Below are 23,768 nucleotides of genomic sequence, written 5' to 3' on the forward strand. Positions count from 1 at the left end.
AATCGGTGGTGCACGTCAGATTATTTCGAGGTCGCAGAGATCTATCTCGACGGCGACGGATTGCTGAATCAAGTCCATAGAAAGGATGACGCGGAACTTTTCGCGGTAGCGTTCGAGGATCCCGGTGGCTCCGGACAAAGGTCCGGATTTAACACGTACCGTTTGTCCGAGCTTCAGAAAGGGATGTGGTTCGGCCCGCAGCGTCGCGAGGCCCTGTCTCAGGCGCTCAATATCGAGATCGTCTAGCGCAACCGGCAGACCGCCAAAGCCGACCAGGCGTGACACGCCGGGCAGAACCTGGACACGCAAGCGCTCCAGCAGAGGAATCCGAACGAACAGATAGCCGGGGAAAAGCGGGAGTGTGATCGTCTTGCGGCGATCTTTCCAGCGGTGTACCTCATCGTACAGCGGGAGAAAACATTCGATAGCACGACCAGCCAGTTGCGCCGCGACCTGCTTCTCGTGGCGGGCCATGGTACATGCGACGTACCATCTGGGAACGAACCCGTCCGCGGCTTCATCCGCGGCACTTGAGCCGGCAAGGGTCTGCCGCTCACGGTACTGCAGCATTGCACTCCTCCGACGATAGCTTCGCCCTGTCACTCACAACTGCCGAGTAACTTGGCTTCCATTTGCGATTTCCAGGTTGCTATCGCGCTTCGGGGAGCGCGTCTCTGCCGAGGTAGAATCCTGGTCCGCACTTCACAGTGTCGAACAGAACACCTGGGCAGAACCCGATGTGTCTGGGACAACTGTAGTTTGTGCCTGAAGTTCTCAAGACGCCGTGATGCAGGTCACTTTAGTGTGGTATTTGGCACACGTTTCGATGAACTTATCGTTCCCGCCTTGGAACAGAGTTTCGAAACGGCAGTAACAAGCGGTACTCCTGATCGTGTTTCCTTCTTAGACTTGATGACGGTCAGATGTGTTGTCGGATGCGAATAGCCGTCGATGGCAATTTCATGGACACGCATTCCAGGCCGCACAAGGTTCCCAACGCATGCCATTATCGCTCCCAAATCCTTTCGTACATCGGTTTCTATCGCTTGTCTTCTTTCTTTTTCTCATTGGCACGACGGTGTTTGCGCAGGAATCGAATTTTCCCCGCCTGGTTCGTTATGCGGGTTCGCTACCTGCTGCCTCAACTACGTCCGCACCTTATGTGATCAATCTCACATTCTCTTTGTTCAGTGATCAGCAGGGAGGCACCGCGTTATGGAGCGAGCGTCAGAACGTGCAGGTCGATGCCAACGGAAAATATGAAGTCCGCCTGGGAGCCTCTTCGAACGACGGACTCCCGCCGCAGTTGTTCAGCGCAAATCAGGCTCGATGGCTCTCCGTCACCACCGAAGAAGGCGTAGAACTGCCGCGCGTGCTCCTCACGGCCGTTCCGTACGCAGCCAAGGCCTCCGACGCCGAAACCCTCGGCGGTCATCCGGCCACAGCATTTGTATTGCAGGACCAATCCGCGTCCAAGTCACTGGCTTCAGCGTCGACGTCCGGGTCATCGAGCATTAGTTCGAATATTACGATAAATCCCGGCACTCCCAACTACCTGGCGAAATTCCTCGATGCCTCGACGATTGCGAGCTCCAGCGTCTCGGAGAACTCCACGGGGCTTGGGCTCGACGTACCCTCTCCCACTCAGCGCTTCGACGTTTATGGGAGGATCAAGCTTCGCGCCCGCGGATCGGCGACGTCAGGACTGTGGCTCACGGATCAGACGGGAAATCAACAGCTATTCCTTGGTCAAATTGGCCTCGATGCGGCATCTCCCATCGGATTTTGGCACGGGGGTGCGTGGCGATTCGCGATGACCAATGCCGGCAATGTCGGAATCGGTGTCGGAATTGCTCCGACGGCACGGCTCGACCTCGGTGGCCGGGCCGTTATCCGGGCCAGCAGCGAGGGAAGCTCGGGAATCTGGTTCACGAGCGCGAACGGGACTCGCGTTCTTTTCATCGGACAAAAAGGAATTTCGTCCACTGACGCACTCGGTGTCTGGCACAACAACGCCTGGAGATTCACCGTGGACATGAATGGCAATGTTGGGATCGGCGTCGATCCGCAGTTCCGTCTCGATGTCGCTGGCCGCGTGCGCCTCCGCGCCTCCGGGACCCAGCCATCTGGTACATGGTACAGCGGTGAAAGTGACGCTCCGCAGTTGTTTATTGGCCAAACTGATACGGTCGCCGCTGCACCGTTCGGAATCATGCACGGCGGCAGTTGGCGTTTCATCGTTCAGTCGGACGGCAAGATTGGTATCGGAACAACAGCGCCGACTGCACCCCTGGAGGTGGCCGGAAACTTGAAGCTCTCCAGCGGCGGCAAACTTGTGTTTCCCGACGGTACTGCGCTTTCGACGGCCGGCGCCGCCACGCAGCAGACGATTACATCGAACGATCCCGCCCTCGTGGTCACTACCTCTGGTTTGACGACGCAATTGGCACTCGCGAACGGAGGTATCAGTTCAACGAAACTCGCGGACGGTTCTGTAACGACGGACAAACTTGCCGACGGCTCTATCACTTCAGCGAAGCTGGGGACAGCTCTTTCGCCAACGGTTATCGCGGGTGTTGCCGCCACTATTGGGTCGAACACGTTCACGGGATCACAGCTGGTCCAGGGCTCCCTCACTACGACAATCAGCGACCCGGTAAACGACACCCTTATTGCGCGCAACACCTCCGGGACTGGAGTAGCCGTGGCACTTCGCGCAGAGTCCAGCAGCACGGTGGGAACGGCGGTCTCCGCGATCGCTCTCTCCTCGACGGGAACAGCGATGGGAGTAAACGCGAGGACCGGCGCCACCGAGGGCCAGGCTGTTTACGGCGAGGCATCGAGCTCGACCGGACTCAACATCGGCGTGCATGGGGTCTCTAGAAGCTCGCAGGGCGTTGGCGTACAGGGCGACGCCACATCAACCCAGGGAACCAACTATGGCGTTGTCGGCATCGCCTCCGCCGGCAACTCTTCCGCGGGGGTATACGCTCAGAACAATGCCATATCGACTGCCTCAACGAATTACGCCCTGATGGCTCGTAACCAGGGTAATAACGGAGTCGGAGTGTTCGGCTACGCAACCAGTCTCAGCGGTGCTACGTACGGGGTTTACGGCCGCGTAGATTCTGCGAACGGCGTGGCCGGTATGTTTGTCAGCTCTGTGCAGACCGGCAATGTACTCGTAGCCGGCAATCTGAGTCGGAAAGTTTTCCGCGTGGATACGACTGGAACGGTGTTCGCGCTAGGGTCCTTCAATCCGAATGGGGCGGATTACGCCGAGTCTGTTTCTGTCCGCGGCGCAAAACAGGAATACCGACCGGGTGACGTGCTCGTCGTTAATAGCGACGCCGATCGCAGTTTCGCGCTCTCGGCGGAACCTTACTCAACCGCCGTCGCCGGGGTGTTCTCCTCAAAACCGGGTATCGTCGGTTCGCGACATCCACTCGAATCCAGTACCGATGAAATTCCCCTCGCAATGGTCGGGATAGTTCCCTGCCGCGTCTCTGCGGAAAACGGACCGATTCGGCGCGGCGACCTCCTTGTCACTTCATCAACACCTGGTCATGCGATGCGTGGCACCGACCGCTCGCGTATGCCGGGTGCGATTGTCGGAAAAGCTCTCCAAAACCTGGAGAAAGGAACAGGCGTAATCGAAATCCTCGTCTCGCTTCAATAAGATCCTGCTCCCCCTCAATGCAGGTACCCCATCCTAGCCGCGTCTTGGCTAGGGTGGGGTTGTTGCTTTACTGCTCTCCTTGTCTCAGTTATTCGGTTCAGCGAATCTTCAGTTCTTCGGTTGCTTTACACGTTCGTTTGCAGAAACTGTGAGACCTCTTCCCATTCCTGCATCAGCGACGCAACCCGCTTGCGCTGATCCTCCAATTCCGAACTCAGGCGCTGCGTCTCTTCTACGCTGACGAAATTTGCCAAGCCCGTCTCGCACTCGGCGATCTTCTGCTCGGAGGCCTCGATCGCCTTCTCCAATTCCGAGCAGCGCTCCTCCATCTGCCGCATCTTGATCGGATTTACCCGTTTCTTTCCGTCCGGTCTTTCTGGCATCGGCACATCATCCAGCGTCGGCTCGGTCCTGCGAATCTCTGCGCGAGGCGCATTTCCCTGCTTGCTCCAGAGATAGTCTTCGTAGTTCCCGGGAAATACCGTGACATGGCCGTCGCCGACTTCGAAGATGCGGGTCGCGAGTTTATCGATGAAGTAGCGGTCGTGCGAAACGAATACCACCGTTCCCGTGAACTTCTGCAAGGATTCGAGTAATACGTCTTTGGCGCGCAGGTCGAGATGGTTAGTCGGTTCGTCCATCAGCAGGAAGTTCGAAGGATGCATGAGCATTCGCGCGAGGGCATAGCGATTCCGCTCGCCCCCGCTCAGCACCCCAATTGGCTTAAAGACGTCGTCATCCGAAAACAGGAAACATCCCAGCAGGCTGCGCAACTCGGTGTTGCTCGCGCCTGGAGCCAGAGTGCCGAGGTCGTCCAGGACCCTCGCTTCCTGATCGAGCACCTTGTACTGATCCTGGGCAAAATGATCCGGCTCGACGTTGTGTCCCAGGCGCAACGATCCAGTCGTGGGCTTCTCGATCCCCGCCAGCAACTTAATTAGCGTCGACTTCCCTGCCCCATTCACACCGACCAGGGCGATCCGTTCGCCACGCTCAATAATGAAGCTCGCGTTCGAAAAGACCTGCTTCTCGCCATAATTCTTTCCAACGCCGTCGAACTCCGCGACGATCCTTCCGCTCGGCTTTGGCTGCGGAAACTTGAAGTGGATGGTCTTTTCTTCCGGCGGGATTTGAATTCGCTCGATCTTTTCCAATTCCTTAATACGACTCTGCACCTGCTTCGCCTTCGTCGCCTGGTAGCGAAAGCGATTGATGAACGCTTCCAACTGCTCGATTCGCTCGCGCTGGTTGTTGTAGGCGGCTACCAGCGAATCCCGGCGCTGCTGCTTTTCGCGCAGATACTTCTCGTAATTGCCCGTATAGAAATGGACGTCCTTGTTCCATATCTCGGCAATCTTCTTTACCGTCACATCGAGGAAGTAGCGGTCGTGCGAGATCAGCACATAGGCGTACGGGTACTCCGATAGGTAGTCTTCGAGCCAATTGCGGGTTTCAAGGTCAAGATGGTTTGTGGGTTCGTCCAGCAGCAGCAGGTTCGGCTTTTGCAGCAGCAGCTTGGCAAGCGAAATCCGCATCTGCCACCCGCCGCTGAATTCTTCCGTCCGCCGCTCCCAGTCCTCCTTGCGAAAACCGAGCCCCGACAGTACCGTCCCGATCTGCGCCTCGATGGTGTACGCATCGCGCGTGTGGAACTCGGACTGAACGCGATGGAACCGGTCCGCCACGTCAGCATATTCCGCACTCTCGTGGTCCAAGTCCGACATTCGGTTCATCAACGACTCTAGCTCGCTCTCCATCGCATCGATGTCGGCGAAAACCGTGCGGCACTCCTCCCTCACGGTCCGCCCCTCGAGCCGCAGACCGTCCTGAGGCAGATACCCCGTGCTCGTGCCCTTGGTCACCGCCATCGACCCGTATTCGAGCGTCTCCATCCCGCCGAGGATCTTCAGCAGCGTAGACTTCCCCGTGCCGTTCGCCCCCACCAGTCCAACGCGGTCCTGGGGCGTGATCAGCCAGTTCAAATTCTCAAAAAGGAGTTTTGGGCCAAAACGCTTTCCGGCCCCCGACAACTGAATCATTGCAGAACACCGGGCTCTCTGAGATCACCGCTTACAGCATTCGTGCCAATTTATTGAGCCTTTCTAATCGTAACAGTATTCACGCCTGAATCCGAAGCCCCGGCAGATCAGGTGGTTGTGACAACGCCACCAGCTGGTCTCGTCCGCCGAAATGCGTTATTAGCGATCCCAAACTGTTGGAATTTCTGCAGCACGCTAGACACTGGCGCCGGGATTTGAGACCTTCGAACGCACGGCCTTCTTTTCCCGACGTTACTGTCGGGAACCAGCCTGAATACTTCGTCATCCGGGTGCCAGCGTCGGAGTTGCTCTATACTTTGCGAAATGAAATTGAGGCAGCATCTTCCTAAGCTCCTGGTGGCGATTGCTTTTCTGTTCTTCCTGGTCCGCGGCCCATTGCGTGCGATCCACTCGACCGGGTACAACGATTTTGCAGGTTCGTTCACCATTGCTCACGTCTGGCTGCGGGGCCTCAATTGTTATTCGCCCAGCGTGGTGGTCGATCAGTGGGTCAAGGACGGCCGTCCCGCACTGGAATTTGTTCTGCGAGCTGCTAAGGACACATCGATGGGTGGGTCGGGAACGGGCCTGCCACCCTGCATCCCTTTCATCGCACCATTCACACTGCTGCCTGCCTTGGTCGCCGACCAGGTCTGGATCTGGTTCACAGGCGCGATAGTGTTCGCAATGCTGCTGTTGCTCTTTCGCTCCAGGAACCTTCTTTTTCTCGCCCTCGCACTGTCGCTCGCGAATCTGCATACCGGGATCAAGGGTGGCAATGCGTCTACGCTCGTTATCGCCTGTCTCGGCTTCAGCTACCTCTGGCGTTTCGAACGCCCGATCTTCGCCGGAATACTGCTTGGTATAGCGGGATGCTTTAAGCCGCACTTGGCCGGTGCTGGGCTGCTATTTTTTATTTTTGAGCGCACCTGGGGGCCGGTGATGGTTTCCGTGCTGACAGGTCTGGCTGCTACTGCGATGTTTGCGCTACGTCTTGAATTCACTGCTATTGGCAGCTCGTGGATCCCCGAGCTGCTCACCAGGACTGTGGCCATCGGTTACACGGGTGGTCCCGACGATTTCTCGCTCGCGAACCCCGCGCGCTATGAACTGGTGAACCTGCAGGTAATTCTCGGGTCGGTTCTCTCCGATCGCGCCGTCATCAATACCATTGCGATCGGTATCGTGGTGGTCCTCGTGGCGCTGTGGGCCTACTGGATGATTCGTCGCGAAGTATCGCCCCTGCTTGGCTTCGCTGCCATTAATGTCATACTCCTGCTCCCCAGTTACCACCGCATTAACGACGCCGGAGTGATCGTCTTCGCCGTCGCAGCCGCCGCGACCATGCGGTACGGCTGGGCGATCGCGGTGGCATTCATTCCTTTCATTGCGCCGGTTCCTTCCGCAATCATGCGTTTCATCGCCACTGGCCGACTCCCGGCCTCATTGCTGCAGAACAAGCCGTTCATCGTTTTGGTGCTCTGTCACGAAATCTGGATAATCCTTGCTGTGGCCTTGTTCTTGCTGGCAAAGATGCAGAAATCTCCGGGCCGAAGTTACCGCGAAAAGGACGAAGCCGTGGTCATTGACGGGGTCTCTTCAGGAGCACAGTCTCAGGCTTCGGCATAGCCATCAGATTGCTGCCGAGATTGACTCTCAGGCCAAAGAGCTATTTCTTAAAAAAAAGAAGTTGCAGGAAACAACTTTCGTACTATCATTTGGTCATACAACTACGTTAACAATTAACGTGGTTAACCGTATGCAAGGGCCGAACAGAACATTGATGGATCTTCTTGGAAGCGCTCATGTTTTTGCTTCGGCGCTCACGAATGTGCTGGAGCGAAAACTGATTGGACAGTTGTCCGAGGGGCTGCTCACTCCGACTCAGATTAAGGTCTTGCAACTCATATCTCGCACTGAAACTCATTGCATTGGAGACGTCGCCGTTTTTCTTGACGTGAGCGATGCCGCGGCAAGCAAGACTGTCGAAAAGCTCGTAAGAGGCGGCTGGGTCAGAAGAATCGAGGCCAAGCCAGACCGTCGTGCGACAGACCTGTTCTTGACCAGTTCGGGAAAGAAGTTGCTGAAGGCCTATGACGCGGCCCGACTGCGAAGCATCTCTGCGATTTGCAGGGACATGCGTAGCACCGAGATTCTCGAATTATCAAAGCGCCTGGATGTGCTATCGGCCCGGATCGTGAAGCACGTTGTACGCTCCGAGGATATCTGCCTGCAGTGCGGCATTCATTTGCGGGAGCGTTGCGTAATTCGTGAAGAGAGTGGAGACGTTTGCGCTTACCGTCGGACGAGGAATAAAGAGGAGTCGGTACAAAGGGCCTAGTTTCCAGAGATATGAACCGGAGGGCCTTATGGAGAGATCGTCAGAAGCGCTCTGGAAGGTTGATTCGGTGATGGTGCACGCCGGAAGTGCGGAAGACGGCGCATCTTTCTTCTGTACGGGTGCCGGGTACTATCACTCCCTCTGCGAATACGCATGTGAGTCGCTGGCGCGTGCGGTTGCCTCGTGCATGTGTGTCGTCACCATGAAAGTGCTTAGCGGGCGGAGCCTCGCCCCCGACCAGTTGAAGGTAAAGGCCCGGGTACGTTTCGCTGAAGCTTCCCGCGAAGCCGAACTGGATTCGATATACGTGAATGTAGTTGCAAGCGGTAGTGCCCTGACAGCCGATACGTTTCGAGAGATCGTTGAAGACGCACGGGCACATTGCCCGATTTGTCGTTTGTTGGAACAAAGAGTCTCCATTGAAGCGATGGTAGAACCGGAGCTTCAGCAAGCAAGAACGTAGTCCAAATTGGACGCGCCTGCCAGTTCATCGGCACAGCACGAACACTCTCGCGTCCCAGGCCCCTTGGGTCGTCTTCCTTTTACGAAGCATTACGACTCGACGGTGCGGAATCTCTCGCCCGGTCGTCTTCGAGCGTCCGTCGACCAAGGACCGCCAATGAAAATCCAACGGATCGTGAAGTTCGAGGTTGAACGTGACCCGAAGTTCGCCAAGTGGGTCAGCCAGACAGTCGGTGGCGAACGGATCCGCCATTGCCTCCAGTGTGGACTGTGTAGCGGCAGTTGCCCGCTCTCCCTCTACATGGATTACACCCCGCGCCGATTGATGCACCTCTCACGCGAAGGTTTCAAAGAAGAGGTTTTGAGCAGCCTCACCATCTGGCTCTGCACTTGCTGCTACGCGTGCATGGTGGAGTGTCCGAAGAAGATCAATATCACCCACATGATGTATGCCCTCAAAGAGCGTGCGATTACCGAGGGCTTCTATCCCAAGCGACTTCCAATGCCGGTGTTGGCACGGTCATTCGCACGCAGCATTCGCAGGCATGGCCGAATCACCGAGAGCTGGCTGATTATGCGAGTCTTCCTCCAGACCGCGATTTTCAGGCTATTTGGCATGTCCAAGCTGGGGTTGCGCTTGATGCGTGCCGGCCGCATGCCTCTTATCCACGACAACGTCGCCAAAGTTGGTGACGTACGGAAGATGCTGGACACAGTCGTTGCTGCCGAGGAGGAGCTGGCCATATGACCTACGCATACTTCCCCGGATGTTCGCTGCGCGGCACGGGCAAGGCATACGACGAATCCCTCGTAGCCGTGTTCCGTGCGCTAGATATCGAAATGGAAGAGTTGCCGGACTGGAATTGCTGCGGCGCCACGACTTACATGTCGTTCGACGAGATTCAGTCTTACGCGCTCGCGGGGCGAAACCTTGCGATCGCCGGTAAGATGAAACAGGATATCGTCGCTCCCTGCGCCGCTTGTTACCTGGTCCTCAATAAGACTCACTACTATGTGCACGACTACCCGCACATTCGTTACACCGTAGATAAAGCGCTGGCAAGCATCGGGTTGGAATACCAGGGGCAGGTCAAAGTCTTGCACCCATTGGAAATCCTCTTGAACGATTTCGGGTTGGCGAAGCTCAAATCGAAGGTGAAACGCCCGTTGCGGGAGTTCAAGGTTGCGCCCTATTACGGGTGCCAGATCGTGCGTCCTTATTCATTATTCGACAACCAGCGAAATCCCACCTCGATGGACAAACTGCTCGAAGCATGCGGCGCCAAGGTCGTTTACTACCCGGTCAAGACACGTTGCTGCGGCGGCAGCCAGAAGGGCAGCCTGCCGGAGATCGGTTTGGACCTGATTTACTACCTGCTCAAGACAGCGGTGGACAACGGCGCCAACATTATTTCTGTTGCATGTCCGCTCTGCCAATTCAACCTGGAAGCGTTCCAGAAGGAGGCGGCCCGGGATCGAGTCCGCCAGCCTCTCCCCATTGTTTACTTCACGCAGCTCATAGGCTTGGCTCTGGGAATCGACGAACGGGCCTTGGGCCTGAATCGCGCACTCATCCCGTTGTCTGCAGCTCTGACCCGAAAGGAGGAGCTGGCACATGTCTGATCCGGGACTGGATTGTCGGATTGGTGTTTACCTCTGCCATTGCGGAAGCAACATTGCCGCGACGGTCGATGTGATGGCACTCGCAGAGTATGCGCGAACCCTGCCGAACGTGGTGGTCGCCCGGGAATACAAATACATGTGTTCGGACCCGGGCCAGGAGCTCATCTGCACTGATATTGCTGATAAGAAGCTGAACCGCATCGTTGTTGCCGCGTGCTCGCCGATGCTGCACGAGAAGACGTTCCACAATGTCTTGAGCAGGGCCGGACTCAATCCGTTCTATCTGCAGTTCGTAAACATTCGGGAACACGTCTCATGGGTGCATCAGGACCACAAGGCCGCAACGGCGAAGGCTATGGACCTCGTACGCGCGGCGACGAGGCGTGTTGCACTTCATAAGAGTCTCGAAAAACGGCGCGTACCGATCAATCCGAACGTTCTCGTGGTTGGTGGCGGGATTGCCGGAATTCACGCTGCACTCACCATGGCCGATGCCGGCAAACATGTGTACCTGGTGGAACGGGAGCCCACGATCGGCGGGCACATGGCAATGTTCGACAAAACCTTTCCGACCCTCGACTGCGCCGCCTGCATCCTCACGCCAAAGATGACGAGTGTCGGCTCCCATCCGAATATCTCGCTTTGGGCGTATTCGGAGGTCACGCAGGTGGAAGGCTACGTCGGCAACTATAAGGTTACGGTGTGCCGAAAGCCCCGCTACATTATCGAGGACTTGTGCGTCGGATGCCAGGAATGCATTACAGCCTGCATCTACAAAGAGGGCAAAACACCCGACGCTTTCAATCAAGGACTGAGTAAGCGCAAGCCCGTCTATCTTCCCTTCCCTCAGGCCATACCGCAGAAGGTCCTTATCGATCCTGATGCGTGCATCGAGTTCAAGACTGGGAAGTGCAAGAAGACATGCGTGGAGGCCTGCGCCGAACGCAACGCCATCGACTTCAAACAGCAAGAGAGCATCGAGGAGATCGACGTCGGGGCCATCATTCTCGCGACCGGATTCCGGACCTTCGACGCACAACGAAATGCCTATTACGGGTACGGGCAGTACAAGAACGTATATACGTCGCTGGAAATCGAGCGTCTGATCAATGCCTCCGGGCCGACCAGTGGTGTGCTTCAGATGCGGGATGGACGCCAGCCACAATCGGTGGGGATTGTTCACTGCGTCGGTTCGCGCGATCAGAACACGAATCGCTGGTGCTCGAAGGTGTGCTGCATGTACTCGCTCAAGTTGGCGCACCTTATCAAGGAGCGTACCGGGGCCGAGGTCTACAACTTCTATATCGACATGCGAACTCCCGGTAAGGGATATGAGGAGTTCTATGACAGGCTGCTCGATGAGGGTGTCCACTTTGTGCGGGGACGGGTAGCCGAGATATCCGATTGGCCGGCGCATCCGTCAGAAGAGGGCAAGCTCATCATTCGGGCCGAGGACACGCTGGCTGGCTTTGTCCGCCGCATTCCGGTGGACATGGTAGTGCTATCGGTCGGTCTTGAGCCGAAAGCCGACGCGCGAGATGTCGCCCGACTCTTCAACATGAGCTGCGCCAGCGAAGGCTGGTTCCTCGAGCGCCATCCGAAGCTGGCTCCGGTCAGCACCTTTACGGACGGCGTATTTATTGCGGGAGCCTGCCAGGGCCCGAAGGATATTCCCGAGACCGTCGCACAGGCGGGAGCCGCCGCCGCAGAAGTCATGGCACTGATCGATGCCGGCGAGATCGAACTCGATCCCTACACGGCATATGTGCTCGAAGAACACTGCTCGGGCTGCAAGACATGTATCCCAATGTGCCCGTACGGCGCAATTGCGTTCGATTCAGTGAAATCAAAGGCGAGCGTCAACGAGATACTCTGCAAGGGATGTGGAACTTGCGTTTCCGCGTGCCCGTCCGGATCGATCAACCAGAACTTTTTCGAAGACGAAGAGGTGTTTGCCGAGACAGAAGGAGTGCTGCTCCATGCCTAACGGTCAAGAAGATGCCACAACGGTGTTTGAGCCCAGGATCGTAGCGTTCTTCTGCAACTGGTGTACGTACCTGGCGTCCGATCTGGCGGGCAGTTCCCGAATGAAGTATCCGCCGAATTCGTGCGTCATCCGCCTGATGTGTTCCGGCAGGGTGGATCCGCAATTCATTCTGAATGCATTTGCGCACGGGGCTGACGGTGTCCTGATCGGCGGGTGCCATCCCGGCGATTGTCACTACCGCGAAGGCAATTACAAGGCACTTCGCCGGTTCCGGCTGTTGCGCAGGATGCTCGTCAAGATGGGGATTGAAGAGGAGCGGGTCCGACTGGAATGGATTTCGGCGGCGGAAGCGGATCGTGTTCGTGATGTCATTCGTGAAATGGTCGGCAAGATCCGCGAACTTGGCCCGCTGAAGCTTGACCTCGTTCCAAAAGCAGAAATGACAAAAGCGGAGGAACTGATCCATGCCTGACAAGCCGAAGATCGCTCTGTACTGGTGCGCGTCGTGTGGAGGATGTGACGAGGCGGTCGTGGATCTCGCCGAGGGCGTATTGACGCTGACGGATGCTGTTGACATTGCTTTCTGGCCGGTGGCTCTCGATGGCAAACGGAGCGATGTTGAAAATCTTGCCGACGGAGGCTTGCTGGCAACTCTGATCAACGGGGCTGTCCGTAATTCCGAGCAGGAAGAAATGGCGCATCTCCTTCGTGCCAAATCGCAGTACATAATTGCGTTCGGGGCATGCGCTCACCTGGGAGGAATTCCCGGGTTGGCGAATCTCTATTCGAGCCAGGACATCCTCTCAGCGGCCTTCAACGATTCACCAACCACGGAGCCAGACGCGGTGTTGCCGCGCACGAACACACTCGACGAGATGCACGCGCTGGGCCTGCCCGAGTTCCGCGAAACGGTAAAGACGCTCGACCAGGTTATTGCGGTGGACTACTACATCCCCGGATGCCCTCCCAGCCGAAAAGTCGTATCCGAGGCCTTGCGGGCGCTCGTCTCCGGCGAACTGCCCGATCGGGGAACTGTTCTCGCTCCCAATATTGCCCTTTGCGAAGAGTGCCCGCGGAAAGAGAGTAAGCCGGAGAAACTCTCGCTGGAATCGCTTCACCGAACCTATGGAATCGAGATCGATCCGGAGAAGTGCCTGCTTGCGCAAGGGATCGTGTGCCTGGGGATGGGTACACGCGCCGGGTGCGATGCGGCATGTATTCGCGGAAATATGCCGTGCACGGGATGTTTCGGCCCCAGCGACAGGGTGCGAGACCAAGGGGCAAAACTTTTGTCGGCATTGGCGTCGAGTTTGTCCGCGACCGAGACAGAAGCTATCGATTTGGCGCTCGCTGAACTTCCCGACGAGGTCGGAACATTCTATCGGTATAGCTTGCCGGGATCCTTGCTGCAGAGAGCGTTAGTGCATTCGAAATAGCCGTTGAATCGTGGAGGGTGGAAATGTCTCACGCAACGATCGAGCCCGTTGGAAAAGGCGAGAAGAAGACGATCACCATCGACCCCATTACCCGTCTTGAAGGCCACGGAAAAATATCTATATTTCTTGACGATGCCGGAGAAGTCGAACGAGCGTACTTCCAGGTTCCCGAGCTTCGTGGGTTCGAGAAGTTCGTCCAGGGGCGACCGGCAGAGGAGATGCCGCAGATCACGTCAAGGATTTGCGGGGTGTGTCCGATGGCGCATCACATGGCCGCAACGAAGGCTTTGGATGCTGTTTTCCACGTTACGCCACCCCGTGCTGCGCACCTGATTCGGGAACTCGCGTACTCCATCTTCTACATCGAAGACCACCTGCTGCACTTCTTCTTCCTCGGAGGACCGGACCTGATCGTCGGCCCGGACGCGCCTTCGGCAGAACGCAACGTCCTTGGGGTAATAAAGGTGCTGGGGATCGATGCTGCCAGGAAGGTTATTTCGACCCGCCAGCAATTGCGGGATTTGAACGTTGAGATTGCTGGAAAGGCGATTCACCCCGTGTTCGGGTTGCCGGGTGGAGTGTCAAAGGCTCTGGGTGCCGAAACTATCGCCAAGGCTAAAGAACTCGCGCGCGAAGCCAAAGATTTCACGTTGAGTGTTCTGGATATCTTCGAGAACAAACTCTTCCCGGTTTATGCGGACGCGATCAAGTCTGACGGTTACACACACGCAACCTATTACATGGGCCTGGTTGACCATGAGAATCGGCCGAACTTCTACGACGGCGAAGCGCGAATCGTCGGTCCCGATGGACGGGAATGGAAACGGTTCCGCGGCATGGATTACCTGAACGTCGTTGCCGAGCACGTCGAGCCCTGGAGTTACGTCAAGTTCTGCTACCTGAAGCCCATTGGCTGGAAAGGTTTTCAGGATGGCGCAGAAAGCGGAGTTTACAGTGTGGCCCCACTGGCGCGACTCAATGTCGCGGAGAAGATGGCGACGCCACTTGCACAGGCAGCACTCGAACGGTACCGGTCGACATTTGGGGCAAGGATCGTTCATCACACGCTTGCCAACCACTGGGCACGGCTGATCGAAACTATCTATGCGTCGGAACGGATGGCCGAAATAGCCGCCGATCCGGAGATCGCCGATCGCCACGTCCGTACTATCCCAACGGAGAAGCCGACTGAAGGTGTGGGAATCGTCGAAGCGCCGAGAGGAACATTAATTCATCACTACAAGACCGACGAGCGCGGCATCATAACCAACGCCAACCTTATTGTTGCGACGCAGCACAATGCCGCACGAATTGCCATGAGCGTCGACAGGGCCGCGAAGGACCTTATTCATAGAGGAATCGTGACCGACGGGATCCTGAACCGAGTCGAGATGGCGTTCCGCGCCTACGACCCGTGTAATGGGTGCGCAACTCACGCCATCGGTCAGGCAATGCCAATCTTTATAGAGGTCAGGGGCAAACATGGGAACCTGATCGAGACTCTGGAACGTGATGTGAACGGGACGGTCCGCAGGACTATATTTTAGTCCTGAACGTACCCGTTCCAAGGAGGCCTCATGCTGGCAAAGATGAAAGGCCTGAGCTTTTGGCGAGTCTTCCTCGTCGTGGTCGTCCTTGCCGGCACTGCGGCATACATCGTCGATCGCGTTCGCGGCTATCCATTCCATCTCTATGAAGTGTTTCCGTGGGATATCTCCGCGACACTGAACATCTTCTGCGGTCTCTCACTCGCCGCAGCGGGCATGACCATTGCGGCGGTGCTCGCAGTTCTGGAACTCTCCGAATATCGATTGCTGCGAACAACCAGCCTGGTCATCGCTTATCTCGGTTTTGTGTGCGCACTGATCGCAAGCATTCTGCGATATCGCCTGGACTGGAATACTGTCTGGAGTCTGTGGTCGCCGCATTCGATTCCTGCCGGCGCTGGGGTAGCCCTCGTGCTGTATTCCGTCATCCTCCTGGACGACATCTACTCGGCGCGTCGGAACCGGCCCGGGAGCGAATTTGTACGACTTCCCGCGGTTCGCTACGTGGCGATGTTATTGACGTGTATTGCCGCATTCGTGGCTGGTCTCCAGGAATCCGCCTTCCTCAACGTCATGGCAGTCGCGCCAGACCGCTTTTCTCCCATCTGGGTGAGCGCCATGTTACCCGTGAATGCGTTTCTCTCTGGCGTATCTGCCTGTCTCGCGCTGATGGTCTTCTCTTTCTGGCGTTTCGGTAGCTCGACAAGCAAAGTGGCAGAACCGCTGACGGTCGCCGCCATCGCTCTTCGTGTCGTTTTGATTGTGACGATCGGGATGCGAATACTTGAGCTCACCGATATGCACCAGTGGCACAATCTGGCAAGCAATCACTTGTATGGTTACCTGTTCGGGCTGGAACTCGTCCTCTTTCTCACGCCCGCCCTGTTTCTTCTGAACGCACGAAAGGGCGAGTATCGACTGGTGTCGGAAAGCAGCCTGATGGTGATTGCTGGATTTGTCACGAATCGCCTCAACACGACCATCACCTCTCGCGAGATCGTGACAGGCACATCCTTCGAGCCGAGATTCTCCGACATGATCTTCGCGCTCGCATTGATCGCCCTGGCCACAGCCGCATTCGTGTACACGATGAAGCGCCGGTTGGAATCCCACGCGTAAACGATGCACCCTGTCGTGCACTCGGCAAAAGAAAGGCGCGCTGGATCGCCACCGTTTGAAAGATCCGATCGTGGCGCACGCCGAGAGCCGTCCTGGAGTTGTTACATCACACCTTCCCGGCGAGGGCGGGTGATAAGATCAAGAAAACAAGATATATGGTTTTGTGCCGGGATGGCGAAACTGGCAGACGCAGCGGACTTAAAATCCGCAGGCCCGAAAGGGCTGTGGGGGTTCAAGTCCCCCTCCCGGCACCAATTACGAACGAGTCTGCCTACTCCAGGCGTAATACACGCACGCGCGGTTATGACTTGCGGGCGCTCAAATCGGCTATAAGTCCCACCATCGTTATTGAGGCCATCACTGCACGGGCCTCTGCCCATCCAGTCCACGAGGAAGATGGGGATTTCTGTGCAGTTCGTTCGAGCGCCGAATGAACTCGGCGATGCGCTGGATTGATTGCTCCAGAACCTCAATGTAGTGTGCCGATTGTTGATCACAGGACGCCTTCAAAATGTGAGCGGCGCCACTGGCGGCCTCCAGCGGGTTATTGATTTCGTGTGCCATTTCTCCAAGCAGTTTCGCCTTGGCCTCCCAGGCGCGCGCAATCTCCAGCGCCCTACGTTGCGAAAGATCAAAGTTGCTTTCCAGCACGAACTCACTGCCGTCAGCGTCGAACCTTCGCCAGCGACTCGCAACATGAATGTAGTGGCCGCTCTGGGTGCGGTGAACCAATTCGCCTTCCCAGGAACCTGTCGCCTTTAGTTGCGACTCAATCTCCGCCAAACTAGCCGGAAATTTGGTATCCAGTAATTCGTGGCTCCGCCGGTCTTTGGCTTCTTTCCACGTATAGCCGTACAGCAGTTCCGCTCCGTTGTTCCAATACACGATTCGGTCTTCCGGGTCCCGAACCAAGATGGGTTCGTAAGCTAGATCAAGTAATCTAGCCTGCGCGCGAAGCTTGATCTCTCGGCGCTTGGTATCGGTTATGTCCCTGCTGACGCCGATCATGATTTGTCCCGGCCGTCTCTCTTGCGCCAGGCACCCGTTGGAGACGAGCCATCTGGTTTCACCACCAGGCAGATCAACTCGAAACTCGACGGAATAGTTCTTGCCCGAAGACACAGAATCGCGAACGCATTCCTTCACCCGCTCACGATCCGCCGCCGAGACACACTCGAAGAATCGTTCACCCGTTGTCAGTTCCGCAATCGGGCGGCTGAATAATTCGACGCTTCCCGGCTGCCACCGGAGTTCGTCGGTGTCGACGAACCACTCCCAGATGGCAAGTTGTGCGGCCTCTTGCGCCAGCCGGAGTTCTTCGGCTCTGAACATGATCGTAAACTCCATGAGTTGTGGGTAAACAACAACGAGGACGACAACCTTTGATCTGTCGCAACGAAATTAGATGCGAACTACGGTTTGGCAACATTCAAATGCAGAGACTTGCACTATCCCAGTGTGTATCAATTGCTTAGAGACAACTCCTGCCCATGGGACTAAGGGTTTCCTGATGTTGCTGCCTCAGCAGCTCTCGTTATAAAGTGATAAACACTGGAAGTCATTTCTCAGAGTTCCTCAAGAACCTCTGTGGTGGCAGGGTTCGCACCGAAACCTGCGATCAAGGAAAGTTGCTTATGAGCAGCAAGAAGTCAATTTTGCTTGTCGATGACGAGCCGAACATTAGATTGGTTCTCGGCGCAATACTGGAACGCGCCGGCTTTGCGGTTACTGCTGCCGAGGACGGATTTGCGGCTCTCCGGGCGATTCAGCGGTGCCGACCGGACCTGGTGATCACCGATCTGCGAATGCCAGACATGAACGGCTTCGAGTTGCTCTCTGTTCTCCGCGCCAGATTTCCAGAGCTACCGACAGTCGCGATAAGCGGCGAGTTCCTGACCATCGATGTAACGCAAGGGCCGATTGCAGACGCTTTCTTCCAGAAAGGTAACTACGCACTTTCCGACTTCCTCGATAAGATATCGCAGTTGGTTGAAGCGCCCAGAAACAAAGATGCCGAGTGCGCTGTCAGGAGCAGCACGCTCTGGACCCCGACGGGTGATGCCCCAGTGATGCTTACATGCACCAACTGTCTCCGCACGTTTCCCATCGACCCGTGTGAGGGACACATGCAATCCAGGGCGACGAACTGCATTTTTTGCGGATCGGCCCTCGAGATTCAACTTGTAGCCATTGGATTAGCTCAACCGTCTACTCCACCCGGTGCACAATCGGAAGCCGCTGATTAGTGGCAAAAGAGGCCTGCAGGAACTCCCGTTCCAACGACATTATTTCTACCACTTTTTGGGTAAGCACATACTTATATAATTCGGCGAAGATGCTTGTTTTCAGTTACTTACTTCGTGTACAACCGAAATCTGCATATGCTCGCTCCATATTTTCCACTGATGTTTTCCGTTGCTCCATCCTTTTTTTCAGGGTAAAGTAAACAGTTTGATAAGTGAGTCGGGAACCCCGCTGTACGTATCTAATGAGATGTAGGCTCTCGTAGGTAACTCAAGAGGCTTTTCTCGGGTTCGGTACGTCTATATCAGTAAAGGCAGTTGGAGACCCTCAAGTTTTCCCGCCACAAAAAACTCATCGCAGAGGTAGGACACTTACTCATGGCAAAAAGACGCGGCAATCCTAACTGGGGAAAGCCGGAGCCCATCGGTCCGGTTACCCCCACCATCACCGAGTTCGAGCAGGTGGTTCGGGAGTTCAAACTGACTCCTGATCAGTACATTCGCTCGACTCGTCTGCGCGAGTGGGCTCGTCGCAACAAGAACTCGAAGTACGTGCCCGAGCCACTCCTGGAAGCCTGGGGCTTCGAAATCGAATCGACGCTCTAAGCTGCTACGTCCGTTTCACCAAAGGCCGCCTTCGGGCGGCCTTTAAACTTTGCCGCGTTGTCGTTTTGCCGTTTTAAAATACCCCGATTGCAATGCCTTTCTCCGCCGCCCAAATCGTTCCCCTGATCATCGCCACGAGCTTTGCTGCCGGTCTCAACGTCTACGCAACGGTGGCGACCCTCGGACTTTTGGGCCGATTCCATGCTGTCGCTCTTCCCGGCAGTCTGACGCTGCTGCAGGACTGGCGCATAATCGCCGTTGCCGCCGCGCTTTTCGTTCTCGAACTCTTCGCCGACAAGATTCCCTATTTCGATCTCCTCTGGAACGCCGTTCACACTTTCATACGTGTGCCTGTCGCCGCACTCCTCGCCTACTCCGCCAGCAACCAACTCTCTCCCGAATGGCACTTCGCCAGCGTCGCTCTTGCATCTGGTGTGGCCCTCGCGGCTCATGGGGGAAAGACCGCGCTACGGGCCGGCGTGACTCCCTCTCCCGAACCTTTCTCCAACATAGCGCTGAGCGCCTCGGAAGATGTGCTCGCGATATTCCTTACCTGGCTCGCAACGCAGCATCCTTTTATAGCTGCCGCTCTCGCGCTCGTCCTCGTCGCTTTGCTGATCCTCGCGATCCGGTGGATCTGGCGCATGCTCCGCGCCGTCATTCGTCGCCTTCGCCGAGGCCCGTCACCTGCGCCGGCCCAAACCTAGCTCCGTGCCCGGTTTCGGCCTTGAATTTGGCTTGAGACTTTCAGCTTTTCGACTTTCAGCGTTTTGCTCTTCGGTTGTTTTGTTGACCCTCTCTCCCTCGGATGAGATAGTTAAACGTTTGAGGTGTTTATACCGCGCCGTTCCGGGAGCCGATTCCTGCCGGTGCGTTCCTACGGAGTCCAATAGATGGTTCGCCTTGTTCCGCGCGAAACCAAATTTTTCGACATGTTTGCCGAAATGGCCAGCAATCTTACCGAAGGCGCTGTGACTTTGCGCGGCCTTTTGCAGAACTATAAGAACGTTCCCGAGACGGTTCAGAAGATCAAGGACATTGAGCACAAGGGCGACGACCTGACTCATGCCGTCGTGGTCAAACTGAACCAGACCTTTATTACACCTTTCGACCGCGAGGACATTCACGCTCTCGCCAGCGCGCTTGACGACGTCCTCGATTACATCAACTCCGCTGCCGACCGCCTCCTGATGTACAAAGTCAATTCGGCGCCGCAATCCGCTGCCAAACTCGCCGACGTCATCGTCCGCCAAAGCCAGGAACTCTCCAAGGCCGTTTTACTTCTCGAGAAAAACCAGCAGAAGGTTCTCGATCACTGCGTCGAGGTCAATCGCCTCGAAAACGAGGCCGACGCCATCTCCCGCGACGCCATCGGCAAGCTCTTCCAGGAAGAGAAGGATCCCATCCAGCTCATCAAGATCAAGGAGCTGATGGAAGTTCTGGAGACCGCGACCGACAAGGCCGAAGACGCCGCCAATGTCATGGAATCGGTAATTCTCAAGAGCGCATAGTCATGCGCCGTTTTCCGCATTCTTAAGGAATTCAACGAGTGGACACAGGACTCATACTTCTACTCATCACCGTTGCCGTAGCCCTGGTATTCGACTTCCTCAACGGCTTCCACGATGCAGCCAACAGCATCGCTACCGTAGTTTCCACCCGCGTCCTGTCGCCGAAAATCGCAGTCGTCTGGGCCGCGTTCTTCAACTTCGTCGCCGCCTTCCTGCTCGGAACCGCCGTCGCGCACACCATTGGCAAGGGCATGATCCAGCTCGACATCGTGACGCAGTACGTTGTTCTTGCCGGACTCGGCGGCGCAATCGTTTGGGATCTACTGACGTGGTGGTGGGGGCTTCCGACATCCTCTTCCCACGCCCTCATCGGCGGCTATGCCGGTGCTGCCATCGCTCGCGCGGCCATCCTGCGCGGTTGGGGGACCGCCTTCAACGTCATCATTGCTTCCGGATGGATCAAGACCGTCGCATTTATCTTCATCGCCCCCATCATGGGCCTGATCCTCGGCTGGATCTTCATGATCAGCATGTACTGGATCCTGCGCAGCCGCGCACCGCGCACCGTCGACAAATGGTTCCGGAAATTACAGCTTCTCTCCGCCGCCGCATATTCCATCGGCCACGGCGGCAACGACGCGCAGAAGACGATGGGGATCGTCGCCGGCGCGCTCTACACCGGCGGACTCATGAGCAAGGCGGACATGGCGGGTAACTGGGGCATCTATCACTACCCCATTATTCTTGCCGCGAACGGTGCCATCGCTCTTGGAACCTACTTCGGGGGTTGGCGCATCGTCCATACCATGGGATCGAAGATCACGAAGCTGAAACCCGTCGGCGGCTTCTGCGCCGAAACCGCCGGAGCCATTACGCTCTTCGGCACCGCGCTCGCCGGAATCCCAGTCTCGACCACTCACACCATTACGGGCGCAATAGTTGGTGTCGGCACCACGCACCGTATCTCCGCGGTGCGCTGGGGTGTCGCCACCCGTATCGTCTGGGCATGGGTTCTGACGATCCCGGCGTCAGCGGCGGTCTCAGCAATCGCCTTCTGGCTCATCCGGCTCGTGAACCACAACGCATAGCTGGCCCGTGCAATAAAACGGTCTCGCGGAATAACAAAACCCGTCATCCTGAGCGGAGTCGCGAAGCGACTTAGTCGAAGGACCCGCATTTCTCTCTCAATCGGTCCCCCCTGCTTTTTCGCTTCGTCATCACTGACAATCAAGAGGAAGGCCCCTATTTCACTTCGTAGATCTCCACTCCATACCTCGGTGCCGCAATCGTCACGGTTTCATTCGCAATCGCTGCCGACTGCGCCCCCATCAGTGGCTCCAACCCGTGCACCGACTCCATCGGTGTATCTTTGAGATCCAGTTTGATCGACTCCGCACCCTCATTGAAGATGATGAGCACCTTCTCCTTCCCATCGTCCCGCAGATACGCGAAGAACTTCTCCGCCGCCCCAATCGTCCACTGATGCCCATCTTCGAGTGCCGGGTGAGTCTTCCGCAGCGCGATCAGGCTGCGCAGGTATTCGAAAATATCCTTCTGCTGCTGAGTTCTTCCCTGTTGGGAGAACGCATCCTGCGGGTCTCCCTCCCACCCTCCCGGAAAATCATGCCGGTTGTCCGGATCGTCTCCGCCGGTCATCCCAATCTCGTCGCCGTAATAAAGTTGCGGAATACCACGCAGCGTCATCAGCAATCCGAGCGCTGCCTTCAACTTTCCCGGCGTCGCTCCCGGTTCACTCAGGAATCGCTTTATGTCGTGATTCCCCACGAACGTCACCAGGTCGTCCGGCCTGAGATAGAGATCGTCATACCGCATAATCTTCTGCAGGGCGTCCGCAGGCTTGCCCCTCACCAGCACCTCGCGAATCGTGCTCTCCACCGGGAAATCGAACATCGTCCACAGCCCATCGTCGATTCCGTCCCACTCCTTGCGGCCGCCTTCAAAGAACGAATTGATCGTCGGGTCAGTATTATTGACTTCCCCAATCGTGTTCACCTGCGGATAGATCCTGAACAGTTTGCGATGCCAGTAGCTCCAGAATTTCCGCGACGAATACGGAAACGTATCCAACCGAAACCCATCCAGCCCGCCCGTTTCCATCCACCACACAGCGTTATCCAGCAGATACTTCGCCACGTGCGGATCGTCCACGTTCAAATCCGGCAGCACGTCCGCAAACCATCCTTCGAGAATGTCCTTCTGCTGCTGAAAACTCGCGTGCGGATCGACGAGGTATTCGAAGTGATAATCGAATGGCGGATGATCCTGCGGCGTACCATGCAACCACGTCGGCAGCGGCGGATGCTTCGCCCAGGCGTGATCCGGCCCAACATGGTTCACAACGTAATCGAAGAAGAACTTGATACCGTCCGCGTGCGCTACCGCGGCCAGCCGCTCGAAATCCTGCAACGTCCCGAAGTGCGGGTCGACCGCGTACATGTCGATCACGCCGTACCCGTGATAATCGTTGGCGTTCTTCCAGAACGGCGTCAGCCATAGCGCCGTGACCCCCAGCTCTTTCAAGTACGGCAAGTGATCCGCTATCCCTTTCAAATCGCCGCCATGGAATCCGCGCGGCTTACTCCGATCGTAATAACCCTTCGCGCCCGCCGGATCGTCATTCGACGTATCCCCGTTCGCAAACCGGTCCGGCATGATCAGGTACAGCACATCGGTTTTCTTTAGCCCGAAATGACATACCGCCGTGTCATCCTGAGCGGAGCCGCGTAGCGGCGTAGCCGAAGGACCCTTTGTTTCTGTCTGTGCTGCGCACGGCTCTCGCTTCAGTATTGGAAACTCAAACTCCGCTCTTCCCTTCTCCCCCGCAACCACGAACTTCGCCGTCCCCGACTTCACATCCGGGGCCAGTTTCAGCCACACGAATAGATACCCTTCGTTTCCGGGCTCAACCCGGTCCACGCTCACGCCCGGATAATCCGTCGTAACTTTCGCCCCGTCGAACCCCGCCCCACACACCAGCAGCATCGGATTCTCCGGCAGACCCGCCCACCAGTTCGGCGGCTCCACCTTGCTGATGCTCAACGCTCCTTGAGCGACTGCTTGCACCGCAAAAACAACCGCGAGGAAAAAAAGAACCGCTGCCCGTTGCCATTGCGCTCTGCGCATAGAAGTGATCGTCCCCCGAAAAGAAAAAGGG

The 23,768-nt window shown here is 56.7% G+C and carries 20 protein-coding genes and 1 tRNA gene; 17 read left to right on the forward strand and 4 right to left on the reverse strand.

From position 1 onward, the window contains the following. Positions 1 to 15 precede the first annotated feature (15 nt). The gene (locus ROO76_08000) at positions 16 to 570 is read right to left on the reverse strand and encodes a UpxY family transcription antiterminator (protein ID MDT8068096.1); all 555 of its coding nucleotides are present in this window, start codon (positions 568 to 570) and stop codon (positions 16 to 18) included. A 430-nt stretch (positions 571 to 1,000) separates the two neighbouring features. Here ROO76_08000 and ROO76_08005 point away from each other — a divergent pair, with 430 nt between their 5' ends. Next, complete coding sequence (locus tag ROO76_08005; protein MDT8068097.1) at positions 1,001 to 3,679, forward strand: hypothetical protein; 2,679 nt, start codon at positions 1,001 to 1,003, stop codon at positions 3,677 to 3,679. A 125-nt stretch (positions 3,680 to 3,804) separates the two neighbouring features. On the opposite strand, the gene ROO76_08010 is transcribed toward ROO76_08005, so the two are convergent. After that, on the reverse strand, positions 3,805 to 5,718 hold the full coding sequence (locus ROO76_08010) for an ABC-F family ATP-binding cassette domain-containing protein (GenBank protein ID MDT8068098.1): 1,914 nt from the start codon (positions 5,716 to 5,718) through the stop codon (positions 3,805 to 3,807). Between the two features lie 330 nt (positions 5,719 to 6,048). On the opposite strand from ROO76_08010, the gene ROO76_08015 reads away from it, so the two are divergent. The 11 genes from ROO76_08015 (at position 6,049) to ROO76_08065 (ending at position 16,487) form a co-directional block, all read left to right on the forward strand. Next, positions 6,049 to 7,347: a glycosyltransferase family 87 protein gene (locus ROO76_08015; GenBank protein MDT8068099.1), complete on the forward strand. Its 1,299-nt coding sequence runs from the start codon at positions 6,049 to 6,051 to the stop codon at positions 7,345 to 7,347. A 154-nt stretch (positions 7,348 to 7,501) separates the two neighbouring features. Then, entirely contained in the window at positions 7,502 to 8,059 is a 558-nt protein-coding gene (locus tag ROO76_08020; protein MDT8068100.1) for a MarR family transcriptional regulator, read from the forward strand. A 28-nt stretch (positions 8,060 to 8,087) separates the two neighbouring features. Continuing rightward, the gene (locus ROO76_08025; GenBank protein MDT8068101.1) at positions 8,088 to 8,522 is read left to right on the forward strand and encodes an OsmC family protein; all 435 of its coding nucleotides are present in this window, start codon (positions 8,088 to 8,090) and stop codon (positions 8,520 to 8,522) included. 156 nt (positions 8,523 to 8,678) lie between these two features. Next, entirely contained in the window at positions 8,679 to 9,269 is a 591-nt protein-coding gene (locus tag ROO76_08030; GenBank protein MDT8068102.1) for a 4Fe-4S dicluster domain-containing protein, read from the forward strand. Then, the gene (locus tag ROO76_08035) at positions 9,266 to 10,144 is read left to right on the forward strand and encodes a CoB--CoM heterodisulfide reductase iron-sulfur subunit B family protein (GenBank protein MDT8068103.1); all 879 of its coding nucleotides are present in this window, start codon (positions 9,266 to 9,268) and stop codon (positions 10,142 to 10,144) included. The genes ROO76_08030 and ROO76_08035 overlap by 4 nt, the downstream gene beginning before the upstream one ends. Further along, positions 10,137 to 12,131, forward strand: coding sequence for a CoB--CoM heterodisulfide reductase iron-sulfur subunit A family protein (locus ROO76_08040; protein MDT8068104.1), 1,995 nt, complete (start codon positions 10,137 to 10,139; stop codon positions 12,129 to 12,131). Before ROO76_08035 ends, ROO76_08040 begins: the two co-directional genes overlap by 8 nt. Then, positions 12,124 to 12,603 carry a hydrogenase iron-sulfur subunit gene (locus ROO76_08045; protein MDT8068105.1) on the forward strand — a complete coding sequence of 160 codons (480 nt, stop codon included), beginning with the start codon at positions 12,124 to 12,126 and terminating at the stop codon, positions 12,601 to 12,603. Before ROO76_08040 ends, ROO76_08045 begins: the two co-directional genes overlap by 8 nt. Further along, entirely contained in the window at positions 12,596 to 13,567 is a 972-nt protein-coding gene (locus ROO76_08050) for an oxidoreductase (GenBank protein MDT8068106.1), read from the forward strand. Before ROO76_08045 ends, ROO76_08050 begins: the two co-directional genes overlap by 8 nt. Before the next feature lie 23 nt (positions 13,568 to 13,590). After that, the gene (locus ROO76_08055; GenBank protein MDT8068107.1) at positions 13,591 to 15,114 is read left to right on the forward strand and encodes a Ni/Fe hydrogenase subunit alpha; all 1,524 of its coding nucleotides are present in this window, start codon (positions 13,591 to 13,593) and stop codon (positions 15,112 to 15,114) included. Between the two features lie 30 nt (positions 15,115 to 15,144). After that, the gene (locus tag ROO76_08060) at positions 15,145 to 16,233 is read left to right on the forward strand and encodes a hypothetical protein (protein MDT8068108.1); all 1,089 of its coding nucleotides are present in this window, start codon (positions 15,145 to 15,147) and stop codon (positions 16,231 to 16,233) included. Between the two features lie 165 nt (positions 16,234 to 16,398). Next, positions 16,399 to 16,487, forward strand: a tRNA-Leu gene (locus ROO76_08065). A 103-nt stretch (positions 16,488 to 16,590) separates the two neighbouring features. On the opposite strand, the gene ROO76_08070 is transcribed toward ROO76_08065, so the two are convergent. Next, on the reverse strand, positions 16,591 to 17,565 hold the full coding sequence (locus tag ROO76_08070) for a PAS domain-containing protein (protein MDT8068109.1): 975 nt from the start codon (positions 17,563 to 17,565) through the stop codon (positions 16,591 to 16,593). Between the two features lie 302 nt (positions 17,566 to 17,867). Here ROO76_08070 and ROO76_08075 point away from each other — a divergent pair, with 302 nt between their 5' ends. The 5 genes from ROO76_08075 to ROO76_08095 all read left to right on the forward strand — a co-directional run bounded on the left by ROO76_08075 (position 17,868) and on the right by ROO76_08095 (position 21,681). Next, positions 17,868 to 18,479, forward strand: a complete 612-nt coding sequence (locus ROO76_08075; protein MDT8068110.1) for a response regulator — start codon at positions 17,868 to 17,870, stop codon at positions 18,477 to 18,479. Between the two features lie 375 nt (positions 18,480 to 18,854). Beyond that, positions 18,855 to 19,082, forward strand: a complete 228-nt coding sequence (locus tag ROO76_08080; GenBank protein MDT8068111.1) for a hypothetical protein — start codon at positions 18,855 to 18,857, stop codon at positions 19,080 to 19,082. A gap of 92 nt (positions 19,083 to 19,174) precedes the next feature. After that, the gene (locus tag ROO76_08085) at positions 19,175 to 19,789 is read left to right on the forward strand and encodes a DUF4126 domain-containing protein (GenBank protein ID MDT8068112.1); all 615 of its coding nucleotides are present in this window, start codon (positions 19,175 to 19,177) and stop codon (positions 19,787 to 19,789) included. Positions 19,790 to 19,975: 186 nt separating this feature from the next. After that, positions 19,976 to 20,593 carry a DUF47 family protein gene (locus tag ROO76_08090; GenBank protein ID MDT8068113.1) on the forward strand — a complete coding sequence of 206 codons (618 nt, stop codon included), beginning with the start codon at positions 19,976 to 19,978 and terminating at the stop codon, positions 20,591 to 20,593. 29 nt (positions 20,594 to 20,622) lie between these two features. After that, positions 20,623 to 21,681 (forward strand): inorganic phosphate transporter, encoded by a 1,059-nt coding sequence (locus ROO76_08095; protein MDT8068114.1) that lies wholly within the window; start codon positions 20,623 to 20,625, stop codon positions 21,679 to 21,681. Positions 21,682 to 21,835: 154 nt separating this feature from the next. Here the strand turns inward: ROO76_08095 and ROO76_08100 are convergent, their stop codons facing one another. After that, entirely contained in the window at positions 21,836 to 23,737 is a 1,902-nt protein-coding gene (locus tag ROO76_08100; GenBank protein MDT8068115.1) for an alpha-amylase family glycosyl hydrolase, read from the reverse strand. Positions 23,738 to 23,768: the final 31 nt, after the last annotated feature.

It is taken from the genome of Terriglobia bacterium (assembly GCA_032252755.1).
In the GTDB taxonomy this organism is placed as follows: Bacteria; Acidobacteriota; Terriglobia; order Terriglobales; family Acidobacteriaceae; genus JAVUPY01.